Source organism: Desulfovibrio sp. 3_1_syn3, from assembly GCF_000145315.2.
Classification (GTDB): domain Bacteria; phylum Desulfobacterota; class Desulfovibrionia; order Desulfovibrionales; family Desulfovibrionaceae; genus Desulfovibrio; species Desulfovibrio fairfieldensis.
Genome location: NZ_ADDR02000001.1, coordinates 1,271,301 through 1,288,129 on the forward strand (window position 1 = coordinate 1,271,301; position 16,829 = coordinate 1,288,129).

Consider the following 16,829-nt stretch of genomic DNA (forward strand, 5'->3'; position numbering starts at 1 on the left):
GAATGCCGCGCCGCGCGCCGGAAAAGCGAGGGCGGAAATAAAAACGCCCCGCGCCGTTATGGCGCGGGGCGTCGCTTCAGTGTGAAACAGGAAGGTTAGTCACTGAAATGATGGGCTTCCCGCTTGACGCCCAAGGCGATCTTCCAGAGCAGGGAGAGCACCAGCGCGCCCACGGCGTATACGCCGAGGGCCACGGCAATCTCCTTGGCCGTGGGCATGTAAGGCGTGAAGGCTTCAAACATGTTGGGCGTGAAACCGCCGATGAGCAGGCCCAGGCCCTTGTCGATCCAGCTGGCGGCCACCAGCATGATCAGCGCCACGGGCAGCAGGGGGCCGGTCCGCCACTGCGGCGGAATCAGGATAGCCAGAGAGGCGAAGGCCATGATCACGGCCGCCCACATCCAGTAGCTCACCCAGGCCAGATGGCCGCCATGCCCGGAGAAGAGGAAGAGCATGGGCTCCATGTGGCCCGGAATCTGGCTGTAGAAGGCGGTGAAGAGCTCCAGCAGATAGAAGAAGACGTTCACGCACATGGCGTAGACGATGATGGTGGACAGGGTCTTGACGGCGTCCTTGCCGGGATCGAAGCCGGTCAGCCTGCGCACCAGGAAGAGCAGGAGCAGCAGGATGGCCGGGCCGGAGCAAAAGGCCGAGGACAGGAAGCGCGCGGCCATGATGGCGGTGAGCCAGTAATGGCGGCCCGGAATGCCCGCGTACAGGAAGGCCGTGACTGTATGGATGGAGAAAGCCCAGAGAATGGAAAGGTAGATCAGGGGTTTGACCCATTTGGGCGGTTCCACGTCCAGGCGTTCGGCTTCCAGGGTGACCCAGCCGATGACGATGTTCAGGCAGAGATAGCCGATCAGCACGATCATGTCATAGAACATGACCGAATTGGGCGTGGGGTGGAGCATGACGTTGAGCATGCGCTGGGGCTGCCCGAGGTCCACCACGATGAACAGGGCGCACATGACCACGGCCGCCACGGCCATGAACTCGCCGAAGATGATCATGCGCTTGAATTTCTTGTAGTGGTGGAAATAGGCGGGCAAGACCAGCATCACGGCCGAGGCCGCCACGCCGACGAAATAGGTGAACTGCGAAATATACAGCCCCCAGGAGACCTCACGGTTCATGCCCGTGATGCCGAGACCGCTCTGGAGCTGGTCCAGATAGACAAGGCCGCAGCCCGCGATGACGCAGAGCAGAAAGAGCAGCCACACATAATAGCTCTTGGGACCGGAAAACAATTTTTCAAGCATGGCCTGTTCTCCCTAAATAAGGTAGTAGACGCCGGGCTGCGTGCCCAGATTGGGCTTGCGGCGAATACTGTAGTTGGCGGCCAGGGCCTGACGCACCGTTGAATTGGGATCTTCCAGATCGCCGAAGAGAATCTTGCCGCCCGCGGCTTCCACGCAGGCGGGTATCTGGCCCGCGGCCAGGCGCTCGGCGCAGAAGGTGCACTTTTCCACCACGCCGATCATGCGGGTGGGGAAGGTCGGGTTAGGCACGGGATCCGAAAGATACTTGCGCGGGTCCACAAAGTTGAAGGAACGCGCCCCGTACGGACACCCGGCCATGCAGAAACGGCAGCCGATGCAGCGGTGGTAGTCCATGGCCACGATGCCGTCTTCCATTCTGTAAGTGGCCTGGGTGGGGCAGACGCGCACGCAGGGCGGATTGGTGCAGTGGTTGCACAGCAGCGGATAGCTGGCCTGGCGCGTCTTGTCGTTGATGTGGGCGTTCATGTCGTCCGGGAAGACGTGGTCGTACTTGTCCAGCCAGAACCATTTGATGTCCTGGTTGCCGGGAATGTGCGGCACATTGTGGACCTTGTGGCAGGCTTCGATCAGCGGCTCGTAGTCTTCGGGGCCGCGGAAGAGGCGGGTGTCGATGACCATGGCCCAACGCTTGGCGGTCAGCGCATGCTCCCCTTTCTCATAACGGCCGGGCGCGATCTGGGCCCGCGCCGCGCCCGCCGTACCGGCAAGGCTTGCCATCCCGCTGCTCAGGGCAAAGGCCGAAAGCCCCGCCACTTTCAGAAAGCTTCTTCTGCTCGTGTTCATTACTTGCCCTCCGTGGGAATAATGTGGCAAGTCCAGCAATAGGGATAGACGCTGTTGGCCACGTGGCACTTTTCGCAGAATTCCTTGTAGTTGTTGTGGCATTTCAGACAGGTGTTCTGCAGGCTGATGACCCACTTCTTGCCGTCTTTGGCGGACACATAGATGCGGTTTTCCTTGCGCAGGGCCTCGTCACGCCACTCGTTGAGCAGGCGCATATGCTGGGCGCGCATGAATTCCACGTCCTCGATGCAGTTCTTTTCATCCTTGGGCAGCACCACGTCGGTTTTCTTGTAGTCCTGTCCCAGATAGCTCACCCAGAAGGGAGAGCTGAACAGCACCACAAAAATGACGATGCCCGTGATCACAGCTTTGGCGTTATACATCTATCGGCCCTCCCCCTGCGCCTCAGGCGCATCCGCCGGGCTTTCCTCCGGCTCGTCCTCCGCCACGTTGGGCAGCTCTTCCTGGCGTAGGTCCATGGTGCGCTTGATCTCGCCCTTCATGACCAGGGCGTTGCCCACCAGCTCGTGCAGGCCGCTCACGCTCACGCCGGGCGCCCAGTAGTCGGCCAGCGGCGGCAGCGTGGCGCGGTCGATGGCGCAGACGCAGGCCATGTGGTTGACGCCGTCTTTCTGCTGCACATAACGCAGGGCGTTGCCGCGCGGCATGCCGGAACGCATGCGCAGCTCCATGATTTCCTCGGTGTTCAGACCCGAACCCGCGCCGCAGCAGAAGGTCTGCTCGCGAATGGTGTTTTCGGGCATTTCCACGAAGTTGTTGCAGACGTGCTTGAGCACGTAGCGCGGTTCGTCCAGCAGGCCCATGCCGCGCGCCGGGTTGCAGGAATCGTGGAAGGTGGTCACCAGATGGTCGTTGCGGCTCGGGTCGAGCTTGAGCTTGTTGTGGTAGATCAGGTCGGCCGTGAATTCCGCGATGTGCACCATCTTGGTGGAGGTGGCGTTGCTGAACTCCGTGCCGGTAATGGGCGACACCGGAATTTCCATGTTGGCCGGGGCCGGGCCGTTGTAGGTGTCCATGTACTGGTTGATCACGCGCCACATATGGCCGCACTCGCCGCCCAGAAGCCATTTGACGTTCAGGCGCTCGGCCTCGGCGTACATCTTGGCGTTGAGCTTCTTGGCCATGTTGAAGGAGGTGAAGGAACCGAAGTTGCCGCCCTCCGAGGCGTAGGTGGACAGGGTGTAGTCCAGGTCCAGCTCGTGGAAGAGCAGGAGATAGCCCATGAAGGTATAGATGCCGGGATCCGCGAACACGTCGCCCGAGGGGGTGATGAAGAGGATTTCGGCGTTCTTTTTGTTAAAGGGCGTCTTGGGGCGGATGCCGGTGACGGTTTCGCAGTCGTCGGCCAGCATTTCCACGATTTCCACAAAGGAATGGGGCTGGATGCCCAGGTGGTTGCCGGTGAAGCTGCAGTTTTTGACCGGGTCCATGATCCAGTGGATGCCCAGGCCCACCTCATGCAGCAGTTCGCGCACGATCATGGTGATTTCCGCCGTGTCGATGCCGTAGGGGCAGTACAGCGAGCAGCGGCGGCATTCCGTACACTGGTAGGCGTAGTAGAAGAGTTCCTTGACCACGCTCATGTCCCAGCCGCGCGCGCCCACCTTCTTGCCCAGAATCTTGCCGAGCATGGTGTAGTCGCGCCGGTAGAGGGAACGCAACAGCTCGGCGCGCAGCACGGGCATGTTTTTGGGGTCGTTGGTGCCCAGGAAGAAGTGGCACTTGTCCGCGCAGGCGCCGCAGCGCACGCAGATGTCCATGAACAGCTTCAGCGAGCGGTGCTTCTCCAGCCGGTCGGCAAAGGCGTCACAGAGAATTTTTTCCCAATTCTCCGGCAGGTTCCAGTCCTCGGCGGCGGGGTCCCACTCGTGAGGATTGGGCATGTGCAGGAGTTCCATGGTCTCTTTTTTGGCCGGATAGCAGAAGCTGCCCGGCATGAATTCAGGCTTGGTGTCGAGCCAGCTTTTGTCCGGAAAGGCCGGGCGGCTGGCGACGAGCATTTGCGGCGTAGGTAACTTTGCCATGATGACGACTCCTTACTCGGCGGCCTTTTCGGGTTGCTTATCCAGCGGCAGGCCGGCTTCGGCCATGGCTTCGCGGTAGGTATCCTCGTACTCGGGGTAGGTGAAGTACTGCTTGGGCGGATTCCAGGGGTTGATGTGGCGCACCCGGCGGGAATTGTTGGCCTGGTTGCGCGTGGGGCTGAAGAACACGCCGGGCATGTGCACGAGTTTGGAGAAGGGGAAGTAGATCAGCAGCACGCTGACCAGGGTCAGGTGCACGAAGAACAGGGCGTTGATGCCTGTGGCCGCCACGGGCGCGAAGTGCGTGAGGCCCATGACGAAGATCTTGACCTCGGCGATTTCGGTTTTATCAAAATACCGCAGGCAGAGGCCCGTGCCCACGATGCCGATGAGCAGCCAGAGCGGGAAGTAGTCGTTGAGCAGGGAGAGATAGCGCAGGCGGTGGTTGAAAATGCGGCGGCACAGCAGGAAAAGCAGGGCCACCAGCACCAAGCCGCCGGTCCAGTAGAAACGCGGCGAACCGACCTGCATGATCCCGTCGATGGATTCCAGGAAGGTGATACAGGACGGCACAGGCTCGATGAAGAAGCGGAAGTGCCGGATAAAGATCAACAGGAAACAGTAGTGGAAGAGCAGGGCGAAACACCACAACCACTTGGAGGAATAGTAGACGCTGCGCGGCCCGTTGCTGATCGGGTCATTTTCGCGCACATCCGCCAGGGAGTTGCGGAACAGGGAACGGAAGAAAAAGACTTCCAGGAACATCCGCTTTACAACGCCCCAAGTGGTGCTGGGGCAGTCGATCTTGTTCTGCTTGATGAAATCAAGCGATTGCTCCTGCCCGCCGGTGGTGGGGATGCAGAAGGGCACGGGCGATTTGGCCCAGTACACCATGCGCCAGACCATCCCGGCGATGAAGACGACTACCGCCACATAAGGCAGCGCCACGCCGAACAGAGGGGCGAGTCCCGCGCTCGCTCCCGCCCAGGCGATGGCCCCTATGAGCAGCACCAGCAGTAATGATGAGAACATTCCCTACCTCGCTTGACTACAAGTTATCCTGAAACCGCCCGGCGGATTCCGGCCGGGGATTTCAGGAAGATCGTTGCGTCCCACACGCCTGTGGGCCTTGCCGTCCGCGTGTTTTTGCCGGGGCTTGTCCGGCGGCGTGCGCCGCCCCGGATCGGGTTTTCCCGTGCCGCGCGCGTGGCTTTTCAGGGTGCCCGGCGGGCCGTCGCCGGCCGCCGTTCCACAGTAAAAAGCCGGCCGTGGACACTGTCCGCCGCCGCGCTTCGGCATCAGGCCGCCTCCCGCCGCCGCGTCAACGCGCGCCGGACGGGCCTTCCTCCAATGTCTGCGCCCAGCGCGCCAGTTGGGCGTACTGGTTGCGGATTTCCTTGATGCGCGACTCCGCCAGCGTTTCGCGGGCCGCGGTATAGATGTCGAAGGCCAGCAACGCCAGGCTGTCCAGGCGGGATTCAGCCGTGAGATAGGCGTCAAGCTCCCCCTGTTCGGCCAGCTCGGGCAAAATGCGCTCCCGCAGAAGGGGCTTCATCAGGTAAAAAACCCCCAGGCCTTGGCTCGGCGTGAAGGTCTGCACGGCGCGCAGCTTCACGAAGCGTTCCAGCGCGTTTTTGACCGTGGCCACCTCCACCTCTTCTCCAGCCACGGCGTCGTACAGCGTTCCCGCCGCCTCCTTGGTCATATTTGCCACGGGATTGCCGAAAGCGTCCTGCTTGGTGCGCAGGAATCCGGTGGTCTCAAAGGGATAGGTGGAGTACACCGCCTCTGTCCAGAGGCGGACCACATCGTTTTTCCGGCTGCGAAAAATTTCTTGTGCGTTCATGAATTCCAGCCAAACGGCCAAGTATATAGATTCCTCATATAAGGGGGAAGGGCAAAGCGCGTCAAGCCCTTTCGGTCATTTCACGCACTGTTCCCGGCCCCGGAGCCTCGGGCAAGCATACGTCGCTTTTGGCAAAACAAGCCGGGAGCGGACGCGTTGCATGCCGTGAAAAACTTTGCCCGTCAAGAGGCATGCCGGAAGATTTAGGATTGTGAATTTTTATACAAGATGGACACAAGCCTAAGAAGAAAGAAAACGGACGGCTAAAAAAAGAGTATGAAGCATGCCCCGTGCGAAGGCATGAAGGCTCAAGTGCAATCAGGCCTTAGAAAGTTTTGATATTGAAAATATCTCAACGCCCTGTGCGGAGTTTTCATGAAAATCCGCACCGCGAAAGTATCGCAAGGCAAATTTACTTCGCCGTTAAGCGATAATTTCAAGCGCAAAATGCTCTAGGGGCAGGGGGTCGGGCCTCCGCACTGCCCCGCCACCTGCGGGTCCAGAGGCAGACCGGCGTCCTGACCGGCCTGACCTGTCGGGTAGGCTTGGTCGGACGGGGGCAGGACGGGAGACTGCGCCGCCGGAACGCCAGGTCGGCCTTCCGTCTGGTCGGAAACGGAACCGGGGGATTGGCGCTGTCCGCGCTCTTGCTGCTTGACCAGCATGGCGGGCAGGCCGTGATATTCAAAGAAGGGCACGGTCTGCGCCCCGGCGGAAAAGACATGGGCCTTGTTGCGCAGCATTTTGAAACGCAGCCAGAGCAGATCGGGGCTCAAGGACGCGAGCCCGCGCGGCACGGCCACGTTCTGGGACTGGGCCAGGGCCTCGGCCAGATTCATGCCCGCGTCCAGCAGGCGGCGCATCTGGGCCACCTTGTACACATCATTGTCGTTTTCAGCCAGGGGATAGAAAGCCACGTCCACATGGCCGGAAAGGATGTTGATGCCCTCGCGGCAGCTCGGGCAGGAGGGCGAGAAGAACATGCGTACCGTGGCTTCGTCACCGACCCCCATGATGGGCCAGACCTCGGTCTGCGAGCGGGCCACGGCCCCCACGTTGACGGTAAACAGCAACACCCAGATCCAGAGCAGCACGGAGCGGCGGCCATGGCTGTCACGCCCGCGCGCCTGCGCTGGCTCGGCCTGTCGGAAGCCCAGATAGCTCAGGACGAAGAACACGGCCACCACCAGGCAGCTCACGCAGGGCGCGGTCAGGGCCATGAGCAACAGCAGGCAGATATCGCCCAAAAGGGCCAGCCCGGCCAGAAGACGTCCCGCAGCGGCGGCCCCCAGCAGGGCCAGCAAGGCCAGCAGGGCGAAGGTCCCCGTGCCCAGCCACCAGAGCGAAACGCCGCCCACGGTGAAGTCCTGATACAGGGAACAACCGGCTGTCACGCAGAAATTGACGTCATTGCCGAAGGCGCTCCAGACGCAGAAGGCCGCTGCCAGCAGCGTGACGCACAATGAGCCGGTGAGTATCTCGCGGGATTGCTTCATGAAACACCTGTGGGTATGGCTGTGCGGCGCGGACGTGTCGCGCCGATGTTGTCGGGATTGCTCCGCCGGAGTGATCTGGGGCGTGCCGCTGAGAGAATCGGGGCCACAAAAGTACAACATCTATAGGCTGTTTTTTACTTTTCGTAAAGCGCGAGGGCTTTCGGCGGCGGAGCAGGCGCATTAGGGAGTGCGCCCTGTGCAAACTCTCAACCCGCGGATGCGCTTGCTTCGCATTCAGCGGAGCAGATGTCACCGGGCGGCACCGGCGGCATCGGATGGCAAAGGTCGAAGGACGGCTCTTCCGGGGACTTGCCTTGGTCCGGTCCCGCGGCTTATTGAGAAAGAGCGTGCCGCGCCTTGTGCGCGGGAAACGGCTTTTCTCCTTTCGCGGAGGCCCGCCATGCCCCTTACTCCCCTGGAATTGAGCTGCGCCGCCCTGGCCGTGTTCTGCGCCGGCCTGATCCGGGGCGCCACAGGTTTCGGCTTTTCCATGATCTGCATTGTGCTGCTGACCCTGCTGCTGCCCCCGGCGCACATCGCGCCGGTGATCGTGCTCTGGGAGATCGCGGCCAGTGTTGGGCATTTGCCCTTTGTCTACAAGGAAGCGGATTGGAAAGCCCTGCGCCATCTGGCGCTGGGCGTGGCCTTGGGCACGCCGCCGGGCGCGTACTGTTTGGCCTTGGCGCCCGCCGCGCCGATGACCGCGGTCATCAATACGGTCGTGTTGGTCCTGACGGGCATGCTTTTTTTCGGCTTCAAGCTGCGGCAGCGGCCGGGCCGCTGGGGAGCCTGCGGGGTGGGCGCGCTCACCGGGCTGATCAACGGCGCGTCGGCCAACGGCGGGCCGCCGGTCATTCTCTTTTTTCTGTCCGGCCCTTCCAGCGTGGCGGTGAGCCGCGCTTCGCTCATCGCTTTTTTCCTGTTTACCGACGTGCTGGCCGCCGTGGTGTATTGGGGCTACGGCCTGATGACCGGCCAGGTTTTCCTGCTGGCCGCCGTGATGCTGCCCTGCGTGGGCCTGGGCATCTGGCTGGGCTCGCGCTGGTTCCGGCGCGTGGACGAGGTCCGTTTCCGGCGCGTGGTGCTGGCCCTGCTCCTGCTCATAAGCCTGGCGGGCCTACTGCCGTCCCTGATCAGCATCACGGGCTGAGCGCTTCGGAAAGCGCTTGTCCTTTGCTGCCATGCGGGGCACACTGTCTGGAGTCTGTCGTCATGAGCGTCTCTTCGGTTATCTCCGTGTCGAGCATCGCCTTTTATTCCGGTCGCGCCAGCCGTTCACAGCACTGCTGTGTTGCTTTAGCTGCAGCCGCAAAGCGGCGTACAGATAAGGACAGCAACGATACGGATAGCGGCTGTGATTTCGATGAGAGAATTTTTGTGTAACTCATTGCAGCCTTCATCCGTAGCCAGAGTTGCTGTTTTTTCCATACAGCTCACAAGTTCGCCTACGGCTAAAGCTCCTTCGTCTTAACGGCTGAGGCAAGAGTATACTCCCTGCATGCTTTAGCCGTTATGCGAGGAACGCGCATTACGGATAAAGACAGCAGTGCTAAAAGGCTCGTTCTCCTTGATATAACACGAAAATCCATCTCGTGACGACAGCCTCTAGGGCAAACTCAAAGTGAAATTGCCCTAACGCCGCACACAATGCGGCGTGCCGCGAAGACCGACCCGACGGGCGGCCCGTAGGGCCGTGCCTATAGCCCAAAGGGCGTACAGGCATCGAGAGCAACGCGGCGTGGATTCCGGCGAAGCGACCGAAGTCAGCCCGAAGGGCTGTCCATGTTGGCGACAACGGAGCCATATGGGGATCGACAGCAACGATAACCGTGTTTTTCGCCAGAATGCGAACTTTGAAATTTGTAACATTTCAAAGTTAATCTGCTTTAGATCAAGCGGGATCGGCCGCCTGAACTTTTGTCCGGAGAGAGTGCCATGTGGAAGAACGTTATTCTGTTGGGGGCCTTCGCTTTTCTGCTCTGCGCCTGCGGCGGCGCGCGCAATGCCAAACTGCCTGACGGCAGCGAAGGCTATTCCATCAACTGCAACGGCACGGACAACGACTGGGCCGACTGCTACAACCAGGCGGCGGACAAGTGCGACGGCCCGTACGAGATCGTCAGCACCAATACCGTGGGAGTGGGCAATACGCCCATGCGCAATATCATTGTGAAGTGCAAGAAATAGAGCGCGTTTCCGGCCGTGGTTGCGTATCGCCTTAACGGTCGCTTCAGAGCCTGGAGCGGATTAACGTTAAATGCTACGCATTCCAACGTTAAAGATACGCTTACTCCGCCGCTTCGCTATGCTGTTCGCGCCCGTAAAGCTCGAGGACTCGCTCACGGGAGAGGCAACAGCGCAAATAAGTTGCGCTTACGGCTTCGTAGCGCGAGGCGCTCTCGCAGTCTCGGTAGAGCATTTCAAGATTGAAATGCTCTAAAAAAAGGACGCCCCGAAGGGCGTCCTTTTGTATACTTGCGATGAGGCCCGCTGCTACATGGTGGAACCGGCGGCGGCGCGCTGCATCTTGATTTCCACCTTTTCGGTGAGACCGGAATAGTACTCGCGCAGAATCACGAGCACTTCCTCACGGCCGAAGTGATCCGGCACTTCCGCGCCTTCGGAGAGCATCTTGCGCAGTTTGGTGCCCGACAGAATCACGCGGTCTTCCTTGCTGTGCGGGCAGGTGCGCATGGAGGCCATGCCGTCGCACTTCTTGCAGTAGAAGGTCCAGTCGATGTTCAGGGGCTCGCAGAGCAGGCGTTTGCCTTCATCGGCGGGCGCGGGCATCTTGCGGAAGATTTCTTGGGCCTCGAACATGCCGTAGAAGTCGCCCACACCGGCGTGGTCGCGGCCGACCAGCAGGTTGTTGATGCCGTAGTTCTGGCGGAAGGTGGCGTGCAGCAGGGCTTCACGCGGTCCGGCATAACGCATGTCCAGAGGATAACCGGCCTGGATCACGAAGTCTTTGACAAAGTATTTGTCCACCAGGGTGTCAATGCACTTCACGCGCACTTCGGCCGGAATGTCGCCGGGCTTCAGGGAGCCCACCAAGGAGTGGATGACCACGCCGTCGCAGATTTCCACGCCGATCTTGGCGAGGTATTCGTGCGAACGGTGCATGGGGTTGCGCAGCTGCAGGGCGGCAACTTTCTGCCAGCCGCGTTCGTCCATCTTTTCGCGCAGTTGGGCGGGGGTCATGTACACGCCGGGGAACTTTTCGGGGAATTCGCCCTGCGAGAGGACTTTCACCGGGCCGGCGATGTTATATTCCTTCTGGGCCAGCACCATTTTGACGCCGGGGTGGTCATTGGGGGCCACTTCCCAGAACTTTTCGGAGTCCGGGCCTTCGCCCTTGAAGACCAGCTCGCATTCCCACTTTTTGTCGGCTTCGGTCATCTCGTAGATTTCTTCCACCTTCATGGTCGCCATGATTTCGCCCTTGCGGACGAGAGCCACTTCCTGGCCGACTTTGAGGCCTTTCGCGTCTTCGGCGGAGATGTCGAGCGTCACCGGCACGGGCCAGAAGGTGCCGTCGGAGAGCAGCATTTTTTCGCACACGCTCTTCCAGTCGGCTTTGTTCATGAAGCCGGTCAGGGGCGAAAAACCGCCAATGCCCATCATGATCAGGTCGCCCTTGGCGCGGGAAGAAATCTCGATCTGCTTCAGGCCGGCGGCCTTTTTCTTTTCATCTTCCAAAGCCTTGCCTTCCAACAGGCAACACACCAGGCCTTTGCCGCCATGCGGGGGTACCAGTTTGGACATCGCGAAATCCTCCATGTTTTGGTTATGGACGCCTTGCCGCGCCGGACAAGAACGCGCGTCGGACGGCAAGGGGCTGTTCCGGCATCCATCTTGTGAATAATCTAACAAAAAGTCAACTACCTTTCAGAATTTTTTGTGGCTTCTCCGGGCGCTTGTGGGGAAAAAAGTCCCCGGCGGCCGTAAGGCCCGCGCCGGGGACAAAGATACACCGGCAATCCGCGTCAGCACGGATTGCCGGTGCAAGAGCAGGGTCTTTCTAACCTTGAGCTGCTCGGGAAAACACTGACGATCAGTGTTGCCTAGAAGGGCACTTCATCCATGTTGGAGGCTTCCGAGGGGAAGGCCGGGCCCAGATCCTCGTCTTGGGGCTGCTGGCGCGGAGCCTGACGCTGCTGCGCCTGACCGCCGCCCCCCTGTCCGCCCTGGGCCCGCTGGCCCCCGCCCTGGCCGCGCGGAGCCTGCCGGGGTGCGGACCCGCCACCGGCGGCGTAGTCATCCTCATAGCCGCCGGGGCCGCCCTGGCCGCCGCGCGGGGCGTCGCCCTTGCGGTCCAGAAACTGCACGCGCTGGGCCTTGATTTCCGTGGTGTAACGGTCCTGGCCCTGCTGATCCTGCCATTTGCGGGTCTGCAGACTGCCTTCCACATAGATAAGGCTGCCCTTGGCAAGGTAATTGGCGCAGTTTTCAGCCTGGCGCTGAAACACGGACACACGGTGCCATTCGGTGCGTTCCACCTTGTTGCCGTCGCGGTCGGTATAGGATTCGTCGGTGGCCACGTTCAGACTGGCTACCGGCGAGCCGCTTTGGGTGTAGCGCAGTTCGGGGTCGCGGCCCAGGCGGCCGATGATCATGACTTTATTCAACATGGCTGTTGCTCCGGATGAAAGCGGATAGAGCATTTTCACAATGAAATTGCTCTGTTATTATCAAAATGTTCGGCCTCGTAAGACGGAAGTGAAACCAGAGCAGTTTTACTTTGAAATTGCTCTAACGCCGCACAGGGCGCGGCGTGGATTCCGGCGAAAACCACGTTTTTCACCGGAATCCCAACTTTGAAATTTGTAAAATTTCAAAGTTACTCTGCTCTGGACCCACGAGATTTCCGCGGTCGGGCAAAGCCCGCCCGCGGAAACTTCAAGCGCAATATGCTGTTAGCGGATGTGCCGGGCTCAGGCCACGAAGGCCCGTTCCAGATTGTCCAGCACGTCTTCCAGTTGATCGCTCAGAACGTTGGCTTCGCGCGGCTGCCAGTCGGCAAGCGCCGCCTCCAGCTCCTGCTTCAGGCGCGCGGCTTCGCGGATGCCCGGTCCCAAGGCGTCCTGGCGGGCCTTGGACCATTTCATGAAGGTCAGGCCCTCGTCCAGGGCGCGTACCATTTCCAGCACGCCGCGCTTTTCGTGCTTGATGGGCACGCTGAAGGCCAGTTCAGTCAGTTGGGGCCAGAGTTGTTCCAGAAGATCTTCATTCCAGGTCACGGCGCTGACCCGTATTTGCAGTGCTTTTCCCATAGTAGTGTACCGTATGTGTTAGTGTTGGGGCGGCGTATCATGGGCCGCGTCGGCTGACGCGGGATTTGCCGCCGTTATTCTTTTTCCGTCCATTCGGTCTGAACGCGCATGATCACGTCCTGAATGGCCGGAAGCTGGTCCTGCGGGCAAACGCCGATGAGCGGCGCGCCCGTGTCCATGTTTTCGCTGTACTTGAAGTAGACGGCGTAAATGACGCCGTCCGGGCCCGTGTAGTGCAAGGGTACTTCGCGTTTCATGCGCGACATGATCAGAAGTTCCATGCCGTCCCGCACCGCTACGGAATGCGCGTCCGAAGCGCGGATTTTCTTGTCCACTTCGGGCGTGAAATAGTATTTGGCCCGCTCGGGCGCGCGGAACAGATGCAGGGCCTTCTGCAGAATGGCCCGCTGCACTTCCTCGCGGGTGAGCATGTGGCGCAGCACGGCCAGCGGCGTTCCGGCCTCTACGAAGCAGCCCTCCAGCTCGCTGTGCAACTCGCTGATTTCGCCTTTTTCCGGCGTGCAGATGGGCTTGGGATTGCGTTCGCGCTCCAGTGTGGCCAGCTGGGTGCCGGGTTTTTCCTTCCACTGACCCTGGGGCCCCAGGACCTTGTCGCCGGTTTTGAGACCGGCAAAGGTCACCCGCCCGGTGTGGGGCGCGGTAATGACGATCTCGCGGTAGGGCGAGGCCTTGATTTCATCCAGCAAGGCGGAAATGTCGATCATTTTCTGTCCGTTATGGCTTATGTCTATGGCGCGTTCTGCGTATTTTTTGTTCGTCTTTTACGAAAAACAGCTTTTTTCCCGCAGTCGGCGTCATACTCGTTTTTTTGATGCGCACGTACCTGAGTACGTTTACGCTCAAAAAAACGAGCTTTCCTTGACCGCGAAAAAATATCTTATTTTTTGCAAAACCCGTCCAAACCGGCACCCGCCTTCTTCGCTACGCTCAGCGTGGCGGTATAAGGAAACAGAGCTTGAACGGTCGTGTTTTTGAGGAAGTGCTGAGTAATGAGGATGTTTGTCCTTTGCCAAGAAAGGCGAACGTCGGGCGTCACGAAGTGTATCAAAACATACACGAGTTTCGCACGGGGTGAGCCTGACGCAGGCAAAGGGCAAAAAGACCATTACTCAGTACTTCCTTACCGATAATACAAGTTTCTGCCGCCGATGGTAAGCAGAGCCTGCTTGAGGTTTGCGCGGATCTGCCTCCGGTCCCAGATGCCCTGAATGTGGCCGCGCGACAGCGCGCGGTAGGAGCGGTGGTATTTGGGCGGAATGTCCATGCCTGTGGTTTCCTTGATCACGCCCGGTCCGGCGAAGCCGATGTTGGAGGAGCGCACCGCGAACTGGTAGGGCGAGCAGCCCAGGAAGCTGGCCACCGGCCCGGCGAAGGAATTGGTATCGTACAGCACCATGTACAGGCCGCCGGATTCGATGTAGCGGCGCACGGCCACGGTGCAGCGCGGCATCTGGATCACGCCGTGGGTGCCCTCCTGGATGCGGATGCCCGCCGTGCCGTGCACGTAGGCCAGGAAGGGGTAGCGCTTCTTGGCGGCGCGCTGCGCGGCCTCCACGAATTTGTAGCCTTCGGCCGCGCCCACCGAGCCGCCCCGGAAGGTGCCCATGAGCATGGCAACCACCATCTTGGTGTTGTCGATGCGGGCTTCAAAGGTCATGCAGCCGCTCTTGGCCCCGGTCTTTTTCTGGGCGTCGCTGATGCGCTCGGCAAAACCGGGAAAGTCCAGGGGATTGCCCGCCTCGATTTCGCTGTTGAACTCAAAGACCGAGCCGGGATCGAAGACGTTTTTCACGTACCATTCGGGCTCCATGGGAAAATGGTAGCCGCAGTGGCTGCACACGCCCGCGAATTCCGCGAAAAGGTCCGGACCCCAGAGATCCAGACAACCGTAGGAAGCACTGTTGGGACAGGTCAGGGTGCGGTCGACCTTGTAGCGGGGCGAGAGATAATTCCACTTGTGCCGCCGCGAATCGTCCGTCCAGGCCGAAAGGGCCGTGAGTTCCCTGGCCTTGTTGTCCGCGCGGCTGGGCAGATTGCGGGTGAGCTTGCGCCAGGGGGAGAGCAGGCGGCCCTTGAACATTTCCCACTCGTTGTCCACCTCTTCCATGAAGCCCCGGATCTGGCGTTGGTGCTTGCGATAGAAATCGTACTTGAAGCTGACCCAGGGCTTGGAGAACCAGTCCCAGAAGGCGGCGGCGGTCTTGGTCAGGAAGGGGCGGCGGTCGCGCGCGGCCTGGCGTGAGAGGCGCAAAAATTTCTGCTGGCGGCGTTCGCGCAGACGGTCCTTGGCTGCGGCCGACAGGCCCCAGCGGATGTGCAGCTCGTCCAGGTTGACTTCCGGATTGCGGTGGCGCGAGAGGGCCAGCCCTCGGAAAACAGGCATCTTGCGGGTGGAGATGACCACTTCGTCCGTGGCCCGGATGACCTCCTGGCGCAAGGAGCGGAAAAAGTCGAAATGCCAGGGCCGCGCGCCCAGGGACGGCTCCTGCACCACTCGGTCGATATAGCCGAAGCGCAGATTGTCCTGGGCCGTGATGTGCAGATTTTCGGCGCAGTGCTCGATCAGCTCGGGCGTGGCGCGCTGTCCGGCCTTGAGCCGTCCTTCGATGGCCGCGGCGCCTTCCGGCGAAATGACCGAATAATAGCCGTGCGAGAGCATCAGGCGCTTGTCCGCCAGGCCGATGGCCTCGGCCCCGCCGGAGCCGCCCTCGGAAATCACGGCCACCACGGGCACGCGCAGGCCCGCCATGCCGTAAATGTTGCGGGCGATCTGCTGGGCCGCGCCGGGGTAGTCCTCAATGGGAAAGGAGCCGGGCGTGAAAATATAGGCGTGGATGGGAATGCCCTCGGTTTCGGCCACGCGCATGTACTGGAGGGCCTTGGCGTTGCCCCAGGGCTTGACCGAGCCGCCGTTGCGGAATTCCGCGCCGTGGCCTTTCTCCTGGCCGATGACCATGACCGACTGGGTGTAAATCTTTTTGCCCCGGCGGCGGGTGATCACCGCGCGGGCGATGAGCATGCTGGGGTCCAGGCTGTGCTCGTCCTGGCCGCCCACTTCAGTGAAGTTGTCGTAGACGTTTTCCAGGATGTCGCGCAGGCAGATACGCTGCGGATGACGCACGATGCGCACCCGGTCCATGGGCGTGACGCTGCTTTCCAGACGGCGCTCCACATAGGAGAACAGATCCTCGACCGTGGCCAGTTCCGCATAGGGATCGTTGAGCGAACCGGAGCGGGCGCGTTCGGCGAAAGCCGTGAGCCGCTCTTCCAGCAGGTCCGCGTTGTCCTTGTGCTTGCCCGCGAAAATGTCCTGCATGTAGGTCAGTCGGTCGCGCAGGCTCTGGATGCGTTTTTCGATGTTGTTGTCCATAAGTTAGGTGCGCCGCTTACATCGGTGTCTTGAGGTAGTTGAAATAACTGCCGCTGCACTGGACAGCGGCCAGCGGATTATGTCCCAGCATGCGGTCCTTGACGGCCAGCACGGTGGCCGGGGCCTCCAGATGGCGCAGGGCCAGGGTGTCGTGGCCCACGCAGAGTCCCAGCAGCACGTTGAAGTCCACCTGGGCCCTGTTCATCAACTCGGCCTGGAGCACGGGATTGCACATGCTTTCCGGCTGCTCCGGGTTGAGCAGATCCTCGCCCGAGAGGCCCAGCTCGCTCTTGGACAGCCCGCCCGCCTTGCAAACGGCGGAAATTGTTTCCAGGCCCTGGGCCTCGAAGATTTCCGCCGCTCCCGCGGCCTCGCGCCGCAGGCCGATACAAAAGAGCAGGCCCAGACGATGGTAGCCCATGGCCCTGGCAAAGGCCACGATTTCCAAGATCCGGGGGCGGCAGGGCATGCGCCCGCCGTCGGGCAGTTTCGCGTAGCTGTGCCGCTCCACCCGGGCGGCCTGGCGGGCGAAATGCCGGATGTCCGGCTGCGCGTAGGTCCGGCGGCTCTTCTCCACCAAGTCCGTGTGCGCCGCCGAAGGGCAGTCCGGCGGATGTTTGCCGCCCGGCACGCAACAGAGCCGCTCTTCGCGTTTGAAGGGACAGGCCGCGCAACGGGGCGGTGGGGAGGAACTGTGCATGCCGACGCCTTG

15 protein-coding genes are annotated in these 16,829 nt (G+C 61.0%); 2 read left to right on the forward strand and 13 right to left on the reverse strand.

The features are described 5' to 3' along the window. Positions 1 to 95: 95 nt before the first annotated feature. The 7 genes from dsrP to HMPREF0326_RS05355 all read right to left on the reverse strand — a co-directional run bounded on the left by dsrP (position 96) and on the right by HMPREF0326_RS05355 (position 7,573). Entirely contained in the window at positions 96 to 1,262 is a 1,167-nt protein-coding gene (gene dsrP, locus HMPREF0326_RS05325) for a sulfate reduction electron transfer complex DsrMKJOP subunit DsrP (protein ID WP_008683460.1), read from the reverse strand. A 12-nt stretch (positions 1,263 to 1,274) separates the two neighbouring features. Beyond that, positions 1,275 to 2,066 carry a sulfate reduction electron transfer complex DsrMKJOP subunit DsrO gene (dsrO, locus tag HMPREF0326_RS05330; RefSeq protein ID WP_008683461.1) on the reverse strand — a complete coding sequence of 264 codons (792 nt, stop codon included), beginning with the start codon at positions 2,064 to 2,066 and terminating at the stop codon, positions 1,275 to 1,277. Beyond that, on the reverse strand, positions 2,066 to 2,449 hold the full coding sequence (dsrJ, locus tag HMPREF0326_RS05335) for a sulfate reduction electron transfer complex DsrMKJOP subunit DsrJ (protein ID WP_008683462.1): 384 nt from the start codon (positions 2,447 to 2,449) through the stop codon (positions 2,066 to 2,068). The genes dsrO and dsrJ overlap by 1 nt, the downstream gene beginning before the upstream one ends. Continuing rightward, entirely contained in the window at positions 2,450 to 4,111 is a 1,662-nt protein-coding gene (gene dsrK, locus HMPREF0326_RS05340; protein ID WP_008683463.1) for a sulfate reduction electron transfer complex DsrMKJOP subunit DsrK, read from the reverse strand. A gap of 12 nt (positions 4,112 to 4,123) precedes the next feature. Continuing rightward, a complete protein-coding gene (gene dsrM, locus HMPREF0326_RS05345; RefSeq protein WP_008683465.1) occupies positions 4,124 to 5,143 on the reverse strand; it encodes a sulfate reduction electron transfer complex DsrMKJOP subunit DsrM in 1,020 nt (339 codons plus the stop codon). 289 nt (positions 5,144 to 5,432) lie between these two features. Next, complete coding sequence (locus HMPREF0326_RS05350) at positions 5,433 to 5,957, reverse strand: RsbRD N-terminal domain-containing protein (protein ID WP_008683467.1); 525 nt, start codon at positions 5,955 to 5,957, stop codon at positions 5,433 to 5,435. Between the two features lie 452 nt (positions 5,958 to 6,409). Then, positions 6,410 to 7,573 (reverse strand): hypothetical protein, encoded by a 1,164-nt coding sequence (locus HMPREF0326_RS05355; protein ID WP_232224908.1) that lies wholly within the window; start codon positions 7,571 to 7,573, stop codon positions 6,410 to 6,412. Between the two features lie 280 nt (positions 7,574 to 7,853). On the opposite strand from HMPREF0326_RS05355, the gene HMPREF0326_RS05360 reads away from it, so the two are divergent. Beyond that, the gene (locus HMPREF0326_RS05360; protein ID WP_020990283.1) at positions 7,854 to 8,603 is read left to right on the forward strand and encodes a sulfite exporter TauE/SafE family protein; all 750 of its coding nucleotides are present in this window, start codon (positions 7,854 to 7,856) and stop codon (positions 8,601 to 8,603) included. A gap of 785 nt (positions 8,604 to 9,388) precedes the next feature. After that, complete coding sequence (locus HMPREF0326_RS05365) at positions 9,389 to 9,640, forward strand: hypothetical protein (protein ID WP_008683480.1); 252 nt, start codon at positions 9,389 to 9,391, stop codon at positions 9,638 to 9,640. Positions 9,641 to 9,946: 306 nt separating this feature from the next. On the opposite strand, the gene sat is transcribed toward HMPREF0326_RS05365, so the two are convergent. The 6 genes from sat to HMPREF0326_RS05400 all read right to left on the reverse strand — a co-directional run bounded on the left by sat (position 9,947) and on the right by HMPREF0326_RS05400 (position 16,817). Further along, positions 9,947 to 11,218 carry a sulfate adenylyltransferase gene (gene sat, locus HMPREF0326_RS05375; protein ID WP_008683482.1) on the reverse strand — a complete coding sequence of 424 codons (1,272 nt, stop codon included), beginning with the start codon at positions 11,216 to 11,218 and terminating at the stop codon, positions 9,947 to 9,949. 299 nt (positions 11,219 to 11,517) lie between these two features. Next, positions 11,518 to 12,084: a single-stranded DNA-binding protein gene (locus tag HMPREF0326_RS05380; protein WP_009302989.1), complete on the reverse strand. Its 567-nt coding sequence runs from the start codon at positions 12,082 to 12,084 to the stop codon at positions 11,518 to 11,520. Positions 12,085 to 12,387: 303 nt separating this feature from the next. Next, positions 12,388 to 12,726: a hypothetical protein gene (locus HMPREF0326_RS05385; RefSeq protein ID WP_008683484.1), complete on the reverse strand. Its 339-nt coding sequence runs from the start codon at positions 12,724 to 12,726 to the stop codon at positions 12,388 to 12,390. A gap of 74 nt (positions 12,727 to 12,800) precedes the next feature. Beyond that, positions 12,801 to 13,451, reverse strand: a complete 651-nt coding sequence (locus HMPREF0326_RS05390) for a biotin attachment protein (RefSeq protein ID WP_008683485.1) — start codon at positions 13,449 to 13,451, stop codon at positions 12,801 to 12,803. A 416-nt stretch (positions 13,452 to 13,867) separates the two neighbouring features. Beyond that, complete coding sequence (locus HMPREF0326_RS05395; protein WP_008683487.1) at positions 13,868 to 16,117, reverse strand: acetyl-CoA carboxylase carboxyl transferase subunit alpha/beta; 2,250 nt, start codon at positions 16,115 to 16,117, stop codon at positions 13,868 to 13,870. Between the two features lie 16 nt (positions 16,118 to 16,133). After that, complete coding sequence (locus HMPREF0326_RS05400) at positions 16,134 to 16,817, reverse strand: DUF1847 domain-containing protein (protein ID WP_008683488.1); 684 nt, start codon at positions 16,815 to 16,817, stop codon at positions 16,134 to 16,136. Positions 16,818 to 16,829: the final 12 nt, after the last annotated feature.